Consider the following 19,547-nt stretch of genomic DNA (forward strand, 5'->3'; position numbering starts at 1 on the left):
AAGCCCCGCCAGGCAGTCACTGCCTGGCGGGGCTTTTTCATGCTCGAGGCTCTCGAGTTACATCACAGTCTCGAGACACATCACAGCCTCGAGACACACCACTGCCGCTTTCGAAGCCTAGCCTTCCAGCAACAGCAGCAGTGACAGCGCGAACAGCACCCACATGGTCGGGCGAATCTCGCGCACCTTGCCGACGCCGAGCTTGATGACCACGAAGCTCAGGAAGCCGAACACGATACCGTGGGTGATGGAATAGGTCAGCGGAATCATCACCATGGCGATGAAGGCCGGAATCGCATCATCGAACTGGTGCCAGTGGATCTTGCCGATCGGCTCCATCATGAACACGCCGACCAGAATCAGCGCCGGGGCAGTCGCGATGGACGGCACCAGCGACAGCAACGGTGCCAGGAACAGGAACGGCAGGAAGCAGAGCGCCACCACCACCGCGACCAGCCCGGTGCGTCCGCCCTGGCTGATACCGGCCGCCGATTCGATGTAGGCATTCGCCGGGCTGGTACCCAGTGGCGCAGACACCAGCGCCGAGAAGGCATCGACCATCATCGAGCGACGGATATTGCGCGGGTCACCATTCTCGTCCTTCAGATTGCCCGCTTCGGCCACCGCCATGAAGGTCGAGAGCGCGTCAAAGAACACCGTGAACAGGATGACGAAGATGAACGGCGCATAGGCCACCTTGAGCGAACCGAGCAGGTCCAGCGCCAGCAGGCCGCTGAAATCAGGCGCAGCGAAGATACCGGTGAAGTTGACCAGCGTCGGCTGAGCGATCTCCGGCGGGAAGTAGGCGCTGCCATCCCCCCACAGACGCCCGATGGTGGTCGCCATCAGGGTCGTGACGATGATGCCGATGATCAGTGCGCCGTGAATGCGCTTCGCGACCAGGATGGCGGTCAGCGCCAGCCCCAGCAGGAAGACCACCAGCGAGGGTGTCATCGGCGCGACACTGACCACGGTGACCGGGTTGGAGACGATCAGCTTGGCATTCACCAGACCGATCAGGGTGATGAACAGGCCGATACCACAGGCGATGGCGTAGCGGAGCTGGGCGGGAATCGCATCGATCACCAGGCGGCGCACGTTGAACATGGCCAGTACCGCGAAGATGACGCCGGCCCAGAACACGCAGCCCAGCGCGACCTCCCAGCTCATGCCGCCGCCCAGCACCATGGTGTAGGCGAACAGGGCATTGATGCCCATGCCCGGCGCGACCAGGATCGGGTTGCGCGCGTACAGGCCCATCATCAGGCTGCCGAAGAAGCTGACCAGCACGGTCGCCGTGAGGGCGGCACTGAATGGCACGCCGGCGGCTGACAGGATGCCGGGATTGACCACGATGATGTACATCGACGCCATGAAGGTGGCGATGCCCGCCAGCACTTCCGTGCGCGTCGTGGTGCCTTCGGCACGCAGTGAGAATAGGCGCTCGAGCAAGATGATGACTCCCGTTCAGGATGAAGCGATTGAGTAGCAGCTCAGCGTCGACGGGTCGCCGACACGCTGCACCGAAATGACACACATTGAGCGCCCGTACCGCACTCGAAGAGTGCAGCAGCGCCACTGGCGACAGACAGTGTATTGCCTGGGGCCGCGAAGAGGGTGTTCCCGAGGGCCAGAATGTTGCATTCGCCTCAGGCCCGCTGCACTGAAACAAGCGCTTCTTTCTACAAGACCTACTGGCTACAAGACCTACTGGATCTACTGGCTGCTGGCTGGCCTCGCCAGCTGATCAGAAGCCTGTCCAGAAGGTCAGGTCATGGCGCGCACTGTGCCCTGCTGGCACACGCGTCGTCCACGTCTGTACCGTCATGCGTGCGCACTGGGCATTCACACGTTCGCCCCAGAATGTGACGCGCGGCATTATACTGAAAACATGTCGTTTCAGGGGACAAGATGGCAAGGAATCTGGCGCGGTGACACTTCGCCTCGCCGCAGTCACTTGATTGCATCTCTTGATCACAGTGACTTGACCACAGTGCCAGCCGACGTGCCATGATGCCGGAAGGATCACTCTCTTCGTAGAAGCAAGGATTACGCCATGTCTCACGATTCTTCACACCCTTCCCCTTCGGAAGCCGACCTGCTGCCCTTGATCGTCGAACCGCAGCAGCTCGCGGAGATGCTCGACCATCCTGATATCGTGATCGTCGACGTGCCACTGAAAGCCGAGAGCCATGCGCGACACGTGCCCGGCGCTCGCCTGCTCGACTTCAAGCAGCTGGTCGGCAGCAATGACGACGACATTCCCGGCGTGCCGAGCCCCGAGGCGCTGTCTGACGTGATGTCAGCCCTTGGCATCACCCGCGACAGCCATGTGGTGGCCTATGACGATGAAGGCGGCGGCTGGGCCGGACGCCTGCTGTGGACCCTGGCGCTGCTCGGCCATACCCGCTACAGCTACCTCAATGGTGGCCTGCACGCATGGCAAGGCGATGGCCTGCCGCTGAGTGACACCGCCAGCGACTGGAGCCCCAGCGAGTATCACGCCGCCTACATGGACACCAGCGTGATGGCGACGCGGGAAGACATTCTCGATCGACTGGCGGCCGAGGACCCGCAGGAAAGCGTCGTGGTCTGGGATGCACGCTCCGCGGAAGAGTATCGCGGCGAAAAGGGCCAGAACGCCCGCCTCGGCCATATCCCGGGCGCCGTGCATTTCGAGTGGACCGAGGCCATGGACCGTGAGCGCAACCTGCGTATCCGCGACTATGCGGAGCTGGTAACGGAACTGGGCGCTCGCGGCCTCAACCCCGAACAGCACATCGTGACGCACTGCCAGAGCCATCACCGCTCCGGGCTGACCTGGCTGGTGGGTCAGGCGCTGGGCTTCAGCGATGTGCGCGCCTATCCGGGCTCCTGGAAGGAATGGGGCAACCGTGACGACACGCCCATCGAACGCTGAGGACTGATAACAGGCTGAAGGCTTCTGATGGCAGCCTGAGACGGGCCTATCGAGCGCCAGCACGCCAATGCAGGCCATGCCGGGATGACACGCATGGCCTGCCTGGCAACTGTCGCCAGGCCCGCTACTGCGGCAATTCGCAGGCTTGAGCCGTTATTGACGATGGGCTAAGGTGCAGCCCAACTGCTGGCCGCCGCTGTTGCCGGCCAACGCCCGCCCTCTCGAGGAGCGGGCTTTTCATTCCTGAAAGTGCCTGCAAGGATCGCCATCGTGGATCGCGCCAAGCTGTTTTCCCTGAGCCAGTACCCACTGCCCCAGCACCTGATCTCACGCCTCATCGGCCGTGTCGCCGCCTGCACCAATCCGTGGGTCAAGAACACCTTCATCGAGCGCTTCATCAAGGCCTACGGCGTCAACATGAACGAGGCGCTCGAGGAGAACCCGCGTGCCTACGCCTGCTTCAATGACTTCTTCACCCGCGCCCTGAAGGCGGATGCCCGCCCCATCGGTGAAGGCCTGGTGTCACCGGCCGATGGCGTACTGTCCCAGTTCGGCAACATCGAACACGGCACTCTCGTACAGGCCAAGGGTCAGGCGTTCTCGCTGACCCAGCTGCTGGGTGGCAGTGAAGAGCGCGCCGCGCCCTTCCGCAACGGCCGCTTCGCCACTGTCTATCTGTCACCGAAGGACTACCATCGCGTCCATATGCCGGTGGCCGGTCGTCTGGTCGAGATGGCCTACGTTCCGGGGCGCCTGTTCTCGGTCAACGAAGCCACTGCCAAGCACGTGCCGGGCCTCTTCGCGCGCAACGAGCGCCTGGTGTGCATCTTCGAGACCGAGCATGGCCCGATGGCCATGGTGCTGGTGGGCGCGATGATCGTCGCGGCGATCAAGACCGTCTGGAGTGGTCAGGTCACGCCGCTTTCCGGTGATGTCGAGACGACCCGTTTCGATCAACTCATCGAGCTGGCACATGGCGCCGAGATGGGCCGCTTCCAGCTCGGCTCCACCGTGGTGATGTGCTTCCCGGACAGCGTCGAGTTCGATGACGCCCTGACGCCGGGCCAGAAGGTCAGCATGGGTCAGTCACTCGGCATGCGCCCGTCTGCGACAGCACCGGCCCCGACCGAGTCAGAAGAGCATGCGACAGAGACGGCGCAGGACATGCCGACCACAGACGAGAAATAAGGTCAGGCCTGGCGCAGCGCGAGCACGACACTCGCGCATAAAGCCCGCACATGAAACCCGGGCATAAAAAAAGGGAAGCCCCTGGCTTCCCTTTTTAACGACAGGAGACTGACCGCGCTCCCCGCCTTCTTGCCTTGCCCCGCGATGAACGCTGCCATCGGGGTGATCACTACCTTCAGTGCCCAAACAGATCAGAGTCCTCCATGACGGGCGTCACGCTCTCACGACGCGACTGCCGGATGATGCCTCGAAGGCTCCGAGGGTTCGAGCCATCATCTGTCGCCTTCTTTCACCATGCCCGATAAAAGAAGACCCGCTGCGACCATTGCCCTGGTCCTGCCATCACCTTGCCTGCGGGCTTCGCCGGCAAGCGCCAACCCTCCACGCTGACATCTCCAGTCTAGTCGACGCACGCTCGGCAAGCGTGTTGGCAATAAACGCTGGGATTCACGCAAATCACATCGAAAGCTGCCTCTCATGTCGGCTCTCAAGCACGTGATGCCGGGAAAGCGATCACCGCCGAGATATCGCGCTCCCCCAGCGCCAGCATGATCAGACGATCCAGCCCCAGCGCCACCCCGCTCCCCGCGGGCATTCCCGCCTGCAAGGCCGCCACCAGACGTTTGTCAGCCGCTACCTCAGGCAGGCCCTGGGCGACTCGCGCAACATTGTCTTCGGCAAAGCGTGCCGCCTGCTCACTGGCATCGGTCAGCTCGTCATAGCCGTTGGCCAGCTCGATGCCCGCCACATAGGCCTCGAAACGCGACGCCACCCAATCACCCTCACTGTCCTGATGCTTGCGCGCCAAGGCAGCCTGCGCGGCCGGGTACTCGGTGACCAGCTCCACGGTGGCTTGTCCCTGCGCTTCTATCCCCTCTGACCCTGACCCCTGCGCTCCTGCGCCCTGTGCTTCTGCGCCCTGTGACCCTGAGCCAAGAGTCGGCTCGATCACCAGGCTCATCAGCGCATCCAGGCAGGTCTCATGCGACCAGTCGTCAGCCGCGACCTCACATTCCCGCGCACAGGCGGCTCGCAGCTCCTCGAGCGAGGCCGTGAAGGGGTCCAGCGCCAGCACACGGCGAAACAGCGCACGGTAAGGCGTGATGGCAGGCCTGACCTGGGCGTCTTGAGACTCACTGAGCAGCGACGGCTGACCGGTCAGCTGTGCCCCGAGCGCCATCACGCGCAGGATCAGCTCACAGGTCTCCCTCATCAGCGCCTCAAGGCTCATGCCGGGGCGATACCACTCCAGCATGCAGAACTCGGGATTGTGGCGGCGACTGACCTCGCCATCGCGGAAGGCACGCGCGATCTGGAAGATCGGCCCGCTACCGGCCGCCAGCAGACGCTTCATGTGAAATTCCGGCGAGGTCTGCAGCCACATCGGCACGCGCTCACGCTCGCCCGGCAGCTGCGCGCTCAAGGACAATGACGCGAGACCGACATCCGTCGACCCGGCCTGCCCCAGCACCGGCGTTTCCACCTCCAGCACCTCACGCTCGGCGAAGAAGGCGCGCACCTCATTGATCAGACGCGCGCGCTGGACGAGCCGCTCGCGCGTGGCAGTGGGCGCCCAGTCCTCTGCCAGGGCGGCGCCTGGCGCGGCAGCGGCTGAGAGAGGTGAAGCAGCGGCGGAAGAATCGGTATCAGACATGGACAGGCTCGAGAAAGGGATCAGCGGGGAACGATGGCCAACCGGAAGGGCTGATCGACACGATCACCCTGCACGACTGACCAGCAGGAATGAGCAGCACGAATGAGCAGCACAAACGATGATGCCCCGCACGAGGCGAGGCATCAGGGTGTTCACGGCGTGAGCGAAAGGGCTCAGGCGCGAGACACGTACTCGGCGCTGCGGGTATCAACCTTGAGGACTTCGCCCTGGTTGATGAACAGCGGCACACGCACCACGGCACCGGAAGACAGGGTCGCCGGCTTGGAGCCACCGTTGGCGGTGTCGCCCTTGAGGCCCGGGTCCGTCTCGACGACTTCCAGCTCGATGAAGTTCGGCGCGGTGACGGCGATCGCGTTGTCGTTCCACAGCGTGATGGTGTAGACGACCTGCTCTTTCAGCCACTTGACCGTGTCGCCCAGCGCCTTGCCATCGACAGCGTACTGCTCGAAGGAGCCATCGGTACGCATGAAGTGCCACATCTCACCGTCGGTGTAGAGGTATTCCATGTCGACTTCCATGACATCGGCGGCTTCGATGCTCTCGCCGGACTTGAAAGTACGCTCCCATACACGACCGGTCTTCAGGTTGCGCAGCTTGACGCGGTTGAAGGCCTGGCCCTTGCCCGGCTTGACCAGTTCGTTATCGACGATGGCACAGGGATCATTGTCCAGCATCACTTTCAGACCGGACTTGAATTCGTTGGTAGAATAGTTGGCCATCTTGCTCGCTCTCGACTCGTTAACGGGTCTTGCCCGCCATGAATTCCAGATTGCAGTCAATTGGCTGCAATCATGACTAGAAGTGATGCGCATGATAACCCGAACCCCTGCATCCTTGCATACCATCCCGCACACCAGCCACGAAAGTCGTGCCTCAGAGGCCTTCTCATCTGCCGCTGAAGCCCCATCTGCCCCGAATGACTGGCGTGCACAGCTACGCGACGTGATCCGCTCTCCACAGGCTCTGCTGGAGCGCCTGGGGCTGGAGCGCGAGTGGCTGCCGGGCGCCCGTGACGGCCATGAACTGTTCGCGATCCGCGTGCCCGAGGCCTATGCCAGCCGCATTCGCGCCAATGACCCCGACGACCCACTGCTGCGCCAGGTGCTGCCGCTGGACGCCGAGACCGATGTGCTCGACGGCTACGTCACCGATCCGCTGGAAGAGGCTGAACATACGCCGCTGCCGGGGCTGATCCACAAGTACACCAACCGGGTGCTGCTGATGGCCAGCGGTGGCTGCGCGATCAACTGCCGCTACTGCTTCCGCCGTCACTTCCCCTATGACGACCATCAGCCCAGCCGCGCACAGTGGCAGGATATCCTCGACTACCTGCGCGCCGACGAGCGCATCCACGAGGTGATCCTGTCCGGCGGCGACCCGCTGGTCTCCCCCGACAAGCGCCTGGCGTGGCTGGTGGAGTCGCTGGGCGAGATCCCGCATCTCAAGCGCCTGCGCATCCACACGCGCCTGCCGGTGGTGATTCCGGACCGCGTCAATGACGAGCTGCTCGGCTGGCTGGGTGCCACGCGTCTGCAGAAGGTGCTGGTCATTCACACCAACCATGCCAACGAGCTGGACGACGCCGTCGCTGCCGCCATGACTCGCCTCAAGAGCGCCGGCGTCACCCTGCTCAACCAGGGCGTCATCCTGCGTGGCGTCAATGACAGCGTGGAAGTGCAGACGGCCCTCGCCGAGCGACTCTTCGAGTGCGGCGTACTGCCCTACTACCTGCATGCCTTCGACCCCGTGCAGGGCGCCGCCCACTTCGCGGTCAGCGATGAAGAGGCCTGCAACCTGATGGAAGCGCTGCTTGAGCATCTGCCCGGCTTCCTGATGCCGCGCCTGGTACGTGAAGTGCCCGGCCGACGCTCCAAGACACCTCTGTCCAAGCCCTCTGTGTCCAAGCCCCCTCTGTCCAAGCCCACGGTGTCCAAGACACATCCGGGAGTCGCCGCCGCCACTGGCCCTTCGGCGTCTTACCCTGCGGGCGACGAGCGCGAGCCATCTTCGCTCAACCTGACGGGCATCATCGCCAGTGCGTGAATGGCGCCCTGGCAGCGTGGGGCAACAACAGGCGGCGTGCTGCACAAAATTTGCTACTATCGCTGGCCAATTTCATCATCGGCACACGCCCCGAGAGGCGTGGCCATGCTCAAGGAGCCCATCACATGCCTCATCTCGTCATTGATTATGCCGACAGTCTGGCCCCCAGCCTCGACATGGACGCGATCATGGATGACCTGCATGCCGCCGCCATGCAAAGTGGCCTGTTCAAGGAAACCGACATCAAGGTGCGCGCGGAAAGCTGGCGCCACTGGCGTCTGGCCGGCAATCAGGCACCGCTGGCGCACAAGCACGGCTTCGTCAATCTGCACTGCCACCAGCTGGAAGGCCGCAGCGATGACGACAAGTCGCGCCTGGCGGATATCCTGATGGAGGCCCTCAAGCCTCACTGCGAGGCGGCCCGCGAAGTCAGCGTGGAGATCGTCGAGATCACCCGCGCGACCTATCGCAAGCACAAGGCCTGAGCGCACGGGTGACTCACCGCCCCTGAGGCCGCAGACGAAAACGCCCCGTGGCCGAAAGCCACGGGGCGTTTTTCCTTCTCGCGACCAGCGATGCAAGCCAATGGGTGAACTCAGGTACCCGTCATGGCCATCGGAACGTGAAGCAGGTCATTGAGACGATGGGCGTGTTCGGCGGCCTCACGGCCCACCGACGTCAGATAGCCGCCATCCGGCAGCGTGGTCAACCCCTTGGCATGCAGACGCTCGGCGGCGGCCACCATGTCGGGACTGGCATCGTGGCGAATCTTCAAACCCTTGAGGGCGGCATCATGCGGAAACAGGCACAGCAGGTGCAGTTCATCGTCATAGGGTGACGGCATGGGCAAACTCCTGACGGCGTGGCGAGTGGCGTTTCAGTATGGCGTCAACTGACGAGCGACGAGTCGTCGGCGCTTCCCCTCCAGTCTAGCCCTCACACCCGAAAGCGCATTGCTGCTTTGGGACTATTCTGCGACCTGGTGACCAGACGACAACGCCCCCACCGCGGCGGCGATGGGGGCGTTGTCACTCACACACTGGCTTGTCACTCAGCGCAGGCATTCAGCGGCTGAATCACGGATCAGTGCTCGAGATCCTGCTGGCGATAGCCCATCAGGTAGAGCACGGCATCCAGGCCCAGGGTCGAGATCGACTGGCGCGCCTGTTCACGCACCAGCGGCTTGGCGCGGAAGGCGATACCCAGCCCCGCCTCGGCCAGCATCTTGAGGTCATTGGCACCGTCACCGACGGCGATGGTCTGCTCCATGCGCAGGCCATGACGCTCGGCGATCTCGCGCAGCAGCAGCGCCTTGCGCTCGGCATCGACGATCGGCTCGCGCACTTCACCGGTGACCTTGCCATTGACGATCACCAGCTCATTGGCGTGGATCTCATCGAAGCCCAGCAGCTGCTGAAGATGACGCGCGAAGTAGGTGAAGCCACCGGACAGGATCGCGGTGCGATAGCCCAGCGCCTTGAGGTTGGCCATCAGGCGCTCGACCCCATCCATCAGCGGCAGATTGGCGGCGATATCGGCCAGCACCGACTCATCCAGGCCTTCCAGCTTGCTCATGCGTTCACGGAAGCTTTCCTTGAAGTCCAGCTCGCCCCGCATGGCACGCTCGGTGACTTCCGAGACTTCCTCGCCGACACCGTGACGACGCGCCAGCTCGTCGATCACCTCGGTCTGGATCAGCGTCGAATCCATGTCGAAGCAGATCAGGCGACGATGGCGACGCCAGATATCATCTTCCTGGATCGCGATGTCGACACCGTGCAGCGCGCCCAGCGCCAGCGCCTTCTCGCGCAGGGCGTTGATGTCGGTGCCACTCTCCGGCAGGCGCAGCCAGCACTCGACACAGGCGCCTTCGGCCGGTGACTCGCCATCCAGCGGCTCACGCCCCGACAGACGATGCATCAGCTCGACGGTGATGCCGAATTCGGCCGTCAGGCCACCGACCTCGGCCAGAATGCCGGCCGGCAGACACGGCGCCAGCAGCGTCAGAATCCAGCGCGGGCGCTCCGCCTGATGGCTCCAGCGCGCATATTTCTCAGCACCGACCTGCACGGCCTGCACATCCAGCCCCAGCTGTTCACCGGCGGCGGCCAGCGCGGCCTCCAGATCGGACTCCGCGCCAAGAGCCACCAGCGCTTCCAGCGACACCAGCCCGAAGGTCACGCTCTGATTGATGTCCAGCAGTCGTGCGCCGCTGCGCGCCAGCGCCTGACCAAGCCCTGCCAGCTGTCCTGGACGAGCCGTACCGGTGGCACGGATCAAGATACGTTGTGTCATTGGAAAATCATTCCTGAGCAATGAATCATCAAGGTGTCGCCCACGGGGCATGTCGGCGTCAACGCCGACGCACCTCAGCTAACAAGCCAGGCCATCCGGCCCGGATTCAACTATCGACGGCCAGACGGTCGACCTTCTGGAAGCCCTTGGGCAGCTTGCTGCCGCGGCGGCCACGCTCGCCACGATAATAATCGAGATCCGCCCCCTTGAGCAGGGTCTTGCGCTTGCCGGCATGCACCACCAGGGTCGCGCCGGCGGGCAAGACCACCAGCGAGCGCACGAACTCCTCGCGGTTGGCGGCGCGTTCGCCCGGAATCGACAGCATCTTGTTGCCCTTGCCCTTGGACATCTCGGGCAGTTCGGAGAGCGGGAAGACCAGCAGGCGCCCTTCGTTGGACACCACCGCCACTTCCAGGGCCGCGGGCGTGCCATCGGCAGCCTCCGGCACTGTCGGCACCTCGACCGGTGGCAGCACCGCACAGCCGCGCGGCAAGGTCAGCGCCGCCTTGCCGGACTTGTTCTTGCCGGTGAGCTGTTCGAGCGTGGTCACGAAGCCATAGCCGCCATCGGAGGCCAGCAGATAGCGCGCGGAAGGCGCATCGAGCAGCAGCCCGACCATCGCCGCCCCCGCCGCCGGATTCATGCGCCCGGTGATCGGCTCGCCCTGCCCGCGCGCACTGGGCAGATTGTGTGCGGCCAGGGTGTAGGCACGCCCGGTGTCATCCAGCAGCACCAGCGGCTGATTGGTCTTGCCGCGCGCCGCCAGATGGAAGCGGTCGCCGGCCTTGTAGGACAGGCCTTCGGGGTCGATATCATGCCCCTTGGCGGCACGGATCCAGCCCTTCTCGGACAGCGCGACAGTGATCGGGTCGGCGCCCATCAGCTCGACTTCCGACAGCGCCTTGGCTTCGCCGCGCTCGACCAGCGGCGAGCGGCGTGCATCACCGAAGTCGGTGGCAGCCTGCTCAAGCTCACTGTCGATCAGGTCCGTCAGTGCTTCGTCATTGCCCAGTAGATGCTTGAGGTGCTTGCGCTCGCGCTTGAGCTCGTCCTGCTCGCCACGCAGCTTCATCTCTTCAAGACGTGCCAGGTGACGCAGACGCAGCTCGAGGATCGCCTCGGCCTGACGCTCGGAGAGCTGGAAGGTCTCGATCAGGCTGGCCTTGGGGTCTTCCTCCTCGCGGATGATGCGAATCACCTCGTCGAGATTCAGATAAGCCGTCAGCAGACCCTCGAGGATATGCAGACGGTCCTCGACCTTGGCCAGACGATGCTCGAGGCGACGACGCACGGTGGCACGACGATAGCGCAGCCACTCGGCCAGCATCTCGTGCAGCGCCATCACCCGCGGGCGCCCCTTGAGGTCGATGACGTTCATGTTGACGCGTGCGTTCTTCTCGAGGTCCGTGGTGGCGAACAGATGCGCCATCAGGCCTTCGATATCGACACGATTGGAGCGCGGCTGAATCAGCAGGCGCGTCGGGTTCTCGTGGTCGGACTCATCACGCAGGTCCGCGACCATCGGCAGCTTCTTGGCCTGCATCTGGGCGGCGATCTGCTCGATCACCTTGGCACCGGAGACCTGATACGGCAGTGCCGTGATCACGATATCGCCCTCTTCCAGCACATAGCGGGCGCGCATCTTCACGCTGCCACGACCGGTGCGGTAGAGCTTGGCGAGGTCGGTGCGCGGCGTGATGATCTCCGCCTCGGTGGGGAAGTCCGGTGCCGGCAGGTACTCCATCAGCTGATCGCTGTCGGAGTCCGGATGGCGCAGCAGATGGCGCGTGGCGGCCACGACTTCATGCACGTTGTGCGGCGGAATGTCGGTCGCCATGCCCACCGCGATACCGGTGGTGCCGTTGAGCAGCACATTGGGCAGACGCGCCGGCAGCACCTTGGGCTCGTTCATGGTGCCATCGAAGTTGGGCACCCAGTCGACGGTACCCTGGGAGAGCTCGGACAGCAGCACCTCGGAGTACTTCGACAGCCGCGATTCGGTGTAACGCATCGCCGCGAAGGACTTGGGGTCATCCTGGCTACCCCAGTTGCCCTGGCCATCCACCAGCGGATAGCGATAGCTGAACGGCTGCGCCATCAGCACCATCGCCTCGTAACAGGCGCTGTCGCCGTGGGGGTGGAACTTGCCCAGCACGTCGCCGACGGTGCGCGCCGACTTCTTGTACTTGGCGTTGGCCGTCAGGGACAGTTCGCGCATGGCGTAGACGATGCGGCGCTGCACCGGCTTCATGCCATCGCCGACATGCGGCAGGGCGCGGTCGAGAATCACGTACATCGAGTAGTCGAGGTACGCCTTTTCGGTGTAGTCGCGCAGGGCCAGACGTTCGACGTCACCCTCCGCAACCTGTATATCCATGCTCATGGGCGCTTGACCTTGATTACGAGCGTAAAACCGGGGAGCGCCTGACTGTGGCGCTCCCGAAAGAATGCTGTCGCGCAGCTTGTCTGGCGTTCGAAGTTCAGCTGCGCTCGAAACTCACGATGATCAGACCTCGATGTCGGCCATGTTGCCGTAGTCCTCGAGCCAGCTCTTGCGATCACTGGCGCGCTTCTTGGCCAGCAGCATGTCGAGCATCTCGTGGGTGCCGTCATCCGCACTGCGCGTCAGCTGCACCAGGCGGCGGGTATCCGGCGCCATGGTCGTTTCCCGCAGCTGCAGCGGATTCATCTCACCCAGACCCTTGAAGCGCTGCACGTTGGGCGTGCCACGCTTGCTCTCGAGCTGCTTGAGGATGTGCGCCTTCTCGCTCTCGTCCAGGGCGTAATGCACTTCCTTGCCCAGGTCGATGCGGTACAGCGGCGGCATGGCGACGAAGACGCGCCCGGCATCCACCAGCGCCGGGAAGTGACGCACGAACAGCGCGCACAGCAGCGTGGCGATGTGCAGACCATCGGAGTCGGCATCCGCCAGGATGCAGACCTTGTGATAGCGCAGCTTGGTGAGGTCGTCCGAGCCCGGGTCCAGGCCGATGGCGACCGCGATGTCGTGGACTTCCTGGGAGGAGTAGATGTCATGCGACTCGACTTCCCAGGTATTGAGGATCTTGCCGCGCAGCGGCAGGATCGCCTGAGTCTCGCGGTTGCGGCCCTGCTTGGCGCTGCCGCCGGCGGAGTCACCCTCGACCAGAAACAGCTCGCTGTCGGCAGGATCGGAGCTTGAGCAGTCCGAGAGCTTGCCCGGCAGCGCAGGCCCGGAGGTGACCTTCTTGCGCGCGACCTTCTTGGCGCTCTTCAGACGGCGCTGGGCCGCCGAGATCACCAGTTCCGCCAGCGCTTCGGCCTGATCGACATGGTGGTTGAGCCACAGCGAGAAGGCGTCCTTGACCACGCCGGAGACGAAGGCGGCGACGCTGCGCGAGGACAGACGCTCCTTGGTCTGGCCGGCGAACTGCGGATCGAGCATCTTCACCGACAGCACGAAGGCGGCGCGCTCCCACAGGTCATCCGCACTCAGCTTGACGCCACGCGGCAGCAGGCTGCGGTAGTCGCAGAATTCCTTGAGCGCCTCGAGCAGACCGGAGCGCAGGCCATTGACGTGGGTGCCACCCAGCGGCGTGGGGATCAGGTTGACGTAGGGTTCCTGCACCAGCTCGCCGCCTTCCGGCAGCCACTGGATCGCCCAGTCGACCCCGTGCTCCTCATCCTCGAAATGGCCGACGAAGGGCGATTCCGGCAGGCGCTCGAAGCCATCGGTGGCGCCGAGCAGGTAATCGCGCAGGCCATCCTCGTAGTGCCAGGTCGTCTCGCTGCCATCGGTCTCGATGAGCACGACCTTGAGGCCCGGACACAGCACGGCCTTGGCACGCAACAGGTGGCGCAGGCGCGGCATCGCCAGGCGCGGGCTATCGAAGTAGCTCTCGTCCGGCCAGAAGCGCACCAGCGTGCCGGTATTGCGCTTGCCGACGGTGCCAATCTGGGTCAGCTCTTCGGCCTTCTCGCCATTCTCGAAGGCGATACGCTGACGCAGGCCATCGCGGCACACTTCCACTTCCAGACGCGTCGACAGCGCATTGACCACCGAGACGCCCACGCCGTGCAGGCCGCCGGAGAAGCGATAGCTGTCCTGGGAGAACTTGCCCCCCGCGTGCAGCTTGGTGAGGATCAGCTCGATGCCGGTCACGCCATGCTCGGGGTGGATGTCGGTGGGCATGCCACGACCGTCATCGCCGACCTCGATACCGCCATTCTCGAGCAGGCGCACGCGGATTTCCTTCGCGTGCCCCGCCAGCGCCTCATCGACGGAGTTGTCGATGACTTCCTGCGCCAGGTGGTTGGGCCGAGAAGTGTCGGTATACATGCCGGGCCGCTTGCGGACCGGTTCGAGGCCGGAGAGGACCTCAATGGAACTGGCGCTGTACTGACTCATCGCAGCCTTGTGTCCTTGGTGTTGACGTCCGCCATCCGACTCGCCATTTCACGTACGCGAGACGGACAACGGATTCCTGAAAAATGAGAGACCGGCGCCTGGCGCTCAGCATCGAACGCCCTGCCATATCGTGCCAATCCATGTCGTGCCAAGAGGTGCCGTCCCCAGCCAGGTCGTGGTGTGTCGTAGCAGAAAGCACCACGCACATGACCTGCTAGTCCGGCGCGACATGCATCGCCGCTGCGGTGGCGGGGGCCAGCCGGTGCCCGCCATGCGCCATGATCGCCGGCAGGTATTCCGCCAGCTGCGCAAAGCCGTGATCGCCACCCGGCGTGATGATCAAGCGACTTCCCTGATAGAGCCCTGCGGCATCATTGACATCCAATGTCTCATCGGCCGTCGCCAACAGCACCAGGGTGCGCTGCGCCGTGACCGGCTCCGCTTCCAATGCGAGCAGTCCGGGCCCGAAATCCTCGGTGACGGTGAACGTCACGCCGGTATAGGGGTTGGCATGCACCGAGCCGAGCCATTCGCTGACCAGTCGCGCGGGACGCACGGCCGGATTGATCAGCACACTGCGCGGCCCCTGACGCCAGACGCTCTGAGAAGGACCAGCCGGCCCCTCGAGGCGTGCGGCCTCACGCGCGACCAGCCAGGTGGCCAGAAAGCCGCCCATGGAACTGCCGATCACCATGATGGCGTCATCACAGGCGGGGTCTGCGGGGTCCAGCGCCAGGCGCTCACACAACGTGAGATAGGCCGCGTTGACCGCCGCCTGACCCGCGCCGGGCTCCGGGGGGATGTCCGGCATCACGCACGGCAGGCCGAACTGCTCTGCCGCGCGCTGCATCAAGCGTGCCTTGGGCGAACAACTGGCCGAATTGAAGCCGTGCAGATACAGCAGACCCTTGACGGGCGCGGTGGCGTGCATCGCTGCCGTATCTGACGGAAAGGGGGAATTGGCCATCAGCACTCCCGACAACACGTCAGACCGCGAAACCTCCCCTCCCACGCCTCAAGATGGCTGGGCATCTCTCGAGCGTTCATCCGCTGGAAGCAGGGTTTTCGACGGTCCGCGTCATGCTGTCTAGTGTAAACGATTGATTCGCTTATAGGATAGCGAGAATACTGTATAAATCAACAGAGAGCGACGACTGACGCCGCCGCTCGTCTTGCATGGCATATCAGCATGCCCTCACTCACACACTCTCATTCTCATTCTCACTCACATCCGCCATAGGCTCAGCGCGGGTCCTGATCCTGGGCTGCCCACACCGCTTCGATCAGCGCACGGCTGGAGGCGTCCAGCGTCTCGAAGCCTTCGCCAGTGGTCATGGTCGCTTCAGTGGCGGTGGCGATCTGCTTGCCCAGTTCCACGCCCCACTGATCGAACGGGTTGATATCCCAGATGGTGGCCTGAACGAAGACCTTCTGCTCGTAGAGCGCAATCAACGCACCCAGCGTTTCCGGTGTCAGCGTCTCCAGCAGCAGCGTGGTCGACGGCTGATTGCCACGGTAGCGCTTGTGGTTCGGCTGCGCCTCATCACCGGGGATGGCGTCATCACCCAGCATCAGCACACGTGACTGGGCGAAGCAGTTGGCCAGCGTCAGACGGTGCTGTGCCTTGAGGTGAGCGCGTGTCTCGGCGTCCTCGACGTGATCATAACGGCACATCGGCGCGATGAAGTCACACTCGACCGCCTGGGTGCCCTGGTGCAGCAGCTGATAGAAGGCGTGCTGAGCGTTCGGCCCCAGCTGGCCCCACAGCACCGGACAGGTCGAGTAGTCGATCATCTCGCCATCGTTGGTCACCGACTTGCCGTTGGATTCCATCTCCAGCTGCTCGAGGTAGCTGGCGAAGTATTCCAGGCGTCCGTCGTAGGGCAGGATGGAGTGGGCGCGGATATCGAGGAAGTTGTTGTTCCAGATACCAGCCAGCGCCAGCAGCACCGGCAGGTTGTCTTCCAGCGGCGCGGTGCGGAAGTGCTCATCCAGCTCATGCGCCCCGGCCAGCAGGCGACGGAAGTTGTCCATGCCGACATTGAGCGCGATGGGCAGACCGATGGTGCCCCACAGCGAATAGCGGCCGCCGACCCAATCCCAGAACAGCAGCTGATGTTCCGGCGCGATGCCCCACTCGGTCATCTTCTCCGGCTTGGCGGAAGCGCCGATGAAGTGCTGGCGGTTGATCAGCGCTTCCAGGCGCCCTTCCGGATCGAGGCGTGATTTCAGCCAGTCGCGCGCGGTGCGGGCATTGGACAGCGTATCGATGGTCGAGAATGACTTGGAGGACAGGATGAACAGCGTGGTTTCCGGGCTGAAGGATTCCAGATAATCCGCCAGCTGGGAGCCATCCATGGTCGAGGCGAAGTGCACGCCGATCTCGTGGATGTCCTTGGGACGGCAATCGCTCAGGGCGCTGGAGACCATCAGCGGGCCCAGGTCCGAGCCACCGACACCGAGGTTGACCACGTCGGTGATCGGCTTGCCGGTGGCGCCGCGCCACTGGCCGCTGTGGAAGGTGTCGACCATCTCGGCCAGGTGCTCGAGGCTCTCGTGGATGGCCGGCACGATATCCTCGCCGTCCACCACCAGGCTGGCGGAGCGCGGCAGACGCAGCGCGGCGTGCAGCGCCGGACGGTCTTCGGAGCGATTGACATGCTCACCGGCCAGCAGGCGCTTGATGCCCTGCTCGACGCCGGTTTCGCGCGCCAGATCCAGCAGCAGCTCCAGGGTCTCGCCCTTGAGGCGCTGCTTGGAGAGATCCAGACGCAGCCCTGCGGCAGAGCGTGTGAAGGTCGCCACTCGGTCACGCCCTTGCGCCGCATCCTCGGCGAACAGGTCCTTCAGATGCACATCGGCCATCTGCTCTTGATGATGGCGCGCGAGAGCCTGCCAGGCCTGGGTATTACGACGCGCAGAACGTGCCGCTGATTGAGTGGACATGGCCACCTCTCTCCTTGAAGTGTAATGACCGGCCCTGCATGGCCCGGCCTGAAATCGATTGATGGAGGCATCACCCGCCAGCCGTGACGGGTGCGTCACGGGCGCCGAATGCGTAGAATGGCGGGCCCGACGGGGCGCTCTGCCCGGCCGGTCCTCGGCCACAGGCATGTCGCCCTGGCCCACTGCCCGATGAAGCCTTGATCCATGAGTGATGCATCTTACCGTGACGCGATATTTACGACACCCCTTGACCGTGTCGCCAGCTTCTCCTTCGACGAGCAGGTCGTCAGCTGCTTTCCGGACATGCTGCGCCGCTCGGTGCCGGGTTACGGTCAGATCATCGCCATGCTGGGCCTGATGGCCCGCGCCCACCTGCGCCCCGGCGCGCGGGTCTATGATCTGGGCTGCTCACTGGGTGCTGCCAGCATGGCGCTGGCCCGCGAGATGGCCGCCGAGGATATCGAGATCGAAGCCGTCGACCTGTCCAGACCGATGGTCGAGCGCGCCAGCCGCGAACTCGCCGAGGCCTTCCCCGACCACCGCATCAACGTCACCGAAGCCGACATTCGCACCCTCGACTATCAGCCGGCCGGCATGATCGTGGTCAATCTGACGTTGCAGTTCCTGCCGCCGGAAGACCGCGACGCCGTGATCGACAAGCTGTTCGCGGCGCTGGAACCCGGCGGTGTGCTGATCCTCTCCGAGAAGATCATCAGCGATGATCCGGTCGAGAATGCCTGGCTGATCGAACGGTATCATGACTTCAAGCGCGCCAACGGCTACTCCGATTTGGAAATCTCCCAGAAACGTGAGGCCCTCGAGGACGTGATGAAGCCCGACAGCCTGAACACGCATCATGAGCGCCTGGCGCGCGCCGGCTTCCAGCGCAGCCACACCTGGCTGCAATACCTGAATTTCGCATCGATGGTCGCCTTCAAAGCCGCCGAATGACCGCTACGCCTGCACGGACCCGACCCAGCGCATGAGCATTTCCCCGTACGACCGCGACCTTTACCGCGCCTTCACCGAGCTTGCCTGTGAGCCAGGCGCCGTCGGCGACGGCTTCGCCCGCTGGCTGGGCGCCCTGCCCGAGCAACTGGCCACTGGCCTGGACCGCAAGCGTCACGCCGACCTCAAGGCCTGGCATGGCGCGCTGGAAAAGCTGCCCGCCCTGCCCGACGCGCGCGATGTGCAGCTGGATGCCGACCGGGTCGGGGCTCGCTTTCCGACTGGTCTGACTAGCGGCCAGCTGCGCCAGAGCGAGAACCTGCTGCGTGCGATGATGCCGTGGCGCAAGGGCCCCTATCAGCTCGACGAGATCCATATCGACACCGAATGGCGCTCCGACTGGAAGTGGCAGCGTCTCGCGCCGCATCTGTCGGATCTCACCCATCGCCGCGTGCTGGATGTCGGCGGCGGCAATGGCTACCACGGCTGGCGCATGGTCGGTGCAGGCGCGGCCTTCACGCTGGTGATCGACCCTTCACCGCGCTTCTACTGCCAGTTCCATGCCGTGCGCCACTTCATCGGCGCGGACCACCCCCAGGGCCGCAACCTGCACTTCCTGCCGGTGGGCATCGAGGATGTGCCGGCGAAGATGGGCGCCTTCGATAGCGTGTTCTCGATGGGCGTGCTCTATCATCGCCCCTCGCCGATGGACCACCTCTTCCAGCTGCGCGACACCCTGCGCCCCGGCGGCGAACTGGTGCTGGAAACCCTGGTGGTGGAAGGTGACGTGACGACGGTGCTGATGCCTGGCGAGCGCTACGCCGCGATGCCCAATGTCTACTTCCTGCCCTCCTCCCAGGCGCTGGCCCACTGGTGCGAGCGCGCCGGCTTCAAGGACGTGCGCATCGTCGATGAAGCCGTGACTACCCTGGACGAGCAGCGTGCCACCGGCTGGATGACCTACCACTCGCTGAGCGACTTCCTCGATCCCGCTGACCCGAGCCTGACCCGCGAAGGCCACCCGGCGCCGCGGCGTGCGGTGCTGATCGCCACTCGCGCCTGAACTGGCGTCTGAGCGGGCGTCTGAACGCGCGTTCGAGACACGGATCTCTCGTCGCGCCAGGGCCGCCGGCGGCAGAAATACA

General features: G+C 64.2%; 15 protein-coding genes. 6 read left to right on the top strand and 9 right to left on the bottom strand.

Annotated features, from left to right (window positions below; translation table 11 throughout):
- Positions 1 to 117 precede the first annotated feature (117 nt).
- The gene (locus MSG32_RS08715; RefSeq protein WP_248379165.1) at positions 118 to 1,452 is read right to left on the bottom strand and encodes an NCS2 family permease; all 1,335 of its coding nucleotides are present in this window, start codon (positions 1,450 to 1,452) and stop codon (positions 118 to 120) included.
- Between the two features lie 604 nt (positions 1,453 to 2,056).
- Here MSG32_RS08715 and MSG32_RS08720 point away from each other — a divergent pair.
- Together MSG32_RS08720 and asd are read left to right on the top strand one after the other, a co-directional pair.
- The gene (locus MSG32_RS08720) at positions 2,057 to 2,920 is read left to right on the top strand and encodes a rhodanese-like domain-containing protein (RefSeq protein WP_043335184.1); all 864 of its coding nucleotides are present in this window, start codon (positions 2,057 to 2,059) and stop codon (positions 2,918 to 2,920) included.
- 270 nt (positions 2,921 to 3,190) lie between these two features.
- The gene (gene asd, locus MSG32_RS08725; protein ID WP_248379166.1) at positions 3,191 to 4,108 is read left to right on the top strand and encodes an archaetidylserine decarboxylase; all 918 of its coding nucleotides are present in this window, start codon (positions 3,191 to 3,193) and stop codon (positions 4,106 to 4,108) included.
- A gap of 487 nt (positions 4,109 to 4,595) precedes the next feature.
- On the opposite strand, the gene MSG32_RS08730 is transcribed toward asd, so the two are convergent.
- On the bottom strand, positions 4,596 to 5,696 hold the full coding sequence (locus MSG32_RS08730; protein WP_248379690.1) for an EF-P lysine aminoacylase GenX: 1,101 nt from the start codon (positions 5,694 to 5,696) through the stop codon (positions 4,596 to 4,598).
- Positions 5,697 to 5,935: 239 nt separating this feature from the next.
- Complete coding sequence (efp, locus tag MSG32_RS08735) at positions 5,936 to 6,502, bottom strand: elongation factor P (RefSeq protein WP_043335182.1); 567 nt, start codon at positions 6,500 to 6,502, stop codon at positions 5,936 to 5,938.
- Positions 6,503 to 6,593: 91 nt separating this feature from the next.
- Here efp and epmB point away from each other — a divergent pair, with 91 nt between their 5' ends.
- Together epmB and MSG32_RS08745 are read left to right on the top strand one after the other, a co-directional pair.
- Entirely contained in the window at positions 6,594 to 7,826 is a 1,233-nt protein-coding gene (epmB, locus tag MSG32_RS08740) for an EF-P beta-lysylation protein EpmB (protein WP_248379167.1), read from the top strand.
- Positions 7,827 to 7,951: 125 nt separating this feature from the next.
- Positions 7,952 to 8,311 carry a 5-carboxymethyl-2-hydroxymuconate Delta-isomerase gene (locus tag MSG32_RS08745; protein ID WP_043335180.1) on the top strand — a complete coding sequence of 120 codons (360 nt, stop codon included), beginning with the start codon at positions 7,952 to 7,954 and terminating at the stop codon, positions 8,309 to 8,311.
- Positions 8,312 to 8,421: 110 nt separating this feature from the next.
- Here the strand turns inward: MSG32_RS08745 and MSG32_RS08750 are convergent, their stop codons facing one another.
- The 6 genes from MSG32_RS08750 to pgi form a co-directional block, all read right to left on the bottom strand.
- Positions 8,422 to 8,670 (bottom strand): TIGR02647 family protein, encoded by a 249-nt coding sequence (locus MSG32_RS08750; RefSeq protein ID WP_043335179.1) that lies wholly within the window; start codon positions 8,668 to 8,670, stop codon positions 8,422 to 8,424.
- Positions 8,671 to 8,909: 239 nt separating this feature from the next.
- A complete protein-coding gene (serB, locus tag MSG32_RS08755) occupies positions 8,910 to 10,121 on the bottom strand; it encodes a phosphoserine phosphatase SerB (protein ID WP_248379168.1) in 1,212 nt (403 codons plus the stop codon).
- 106 nt (positions 10,122 to 10,227) lie between these two features.
- Positions 10,228 to 12,504, bottom strand: a complete 2,277-nt coding sequence (parC, locus tag MSG32_RS08760; RefSeq protein WP_131431579.1) for a DNA topoisomerase IV subunit A — start codon at positions 12,502 to 12,504, stop codon at positions 10,228 to 10,230.
- Positions 12,505 to 12,627: 123 nt separating this feature from the next.
- Complete coding sequence (gene parE, locus MSG32_RS08765; RefSeq protein ID WP_043335172.1) at positions 12,628 to 14,508, bottom strand: DNA topoisomerase IV subunit B; 1,881 nt, start codon at positions 14,506 to 14,508, stop codon at positions 12,628 to 12,630.
- Between the two features lie 214 nt (positions 14,509 to 14,722).
- Positions 14,723 to 15,475 carry a YqiA/YcfP family alpha/beta fold hydrolase gene (locus tag MSG32_RS08770; RefSeq protein WP_233593451.1) on the bottom strand — a complete coding sequence of 251 codons (753 nt, stop codon included), beginning with the start codon at positions 15,473 to 15,475 and terminating at the stop codon, positions 14,723 to 14,725.
- A gap of 275 nt (positions 15,476 to 15,750) precedes the next feature.
- On the bottom strand, positions 15,751 to 17,454 hold the full coding sequence (gene pgi / locus MSG32_RS08775; RefSeq protein WP_248379169.1) for a glucose-6-phosphate isomerase: 1,704 nt from the start codon (positions 17,452 to 17,454) through the stop codon (positions 15,751 to 15,753).
- A 204-nt stretch (positions 17,455 to 17,658) separates the two neighbouring features.
- Between pgi and cmoA the strand changes: the two genes are divergently transcribed.
- Positions 17,659 to 18,405: a carboxy-S-adenosyl-L-methionine synthase CmoA gene (gene cmoA, locus MSG32_RS08780; RefSeq protein WP_043335167.1), complete on the top strand. Its 747-nt coding sequence runs from the start codon at positions 17,659 to 17,661 to the stop codon at positions 18,403 to 18,405.
- Between the two features lie 31 nt (positions 18,406 to 18,436).
- Positions 18,437 to 19,465 carry a tRNA 5-methoxyuridine(34)/uridine 5-oxyacetic acid(34) synthase CmoB gene (gene cmoB / locus MSG32_RS08785; RefSeq protein ID WP_248379170.1) on the top strand — a complete coding sequence of 343 codons (1,029 nt, stop codon included), beginning with the start codon at positions 18,437 to 18,439 and terminating at the stop codon, positions 19,463 to 19,465.
- Positions 19,466 to 19,547 lie beyond the last annotated feature (82 nt).

The sequence above is a fragment of the Cobetia sp. 1CM21F genome, from assembly GCF_023161745.1.
Taxonomy (GTDB): domain Bacteria; phylum Pseudomonadota; class Gammaproteobacteria; order Pseudomonadales; family Halomonadaceae; genus Cobetia; species Cobetia amphilecti.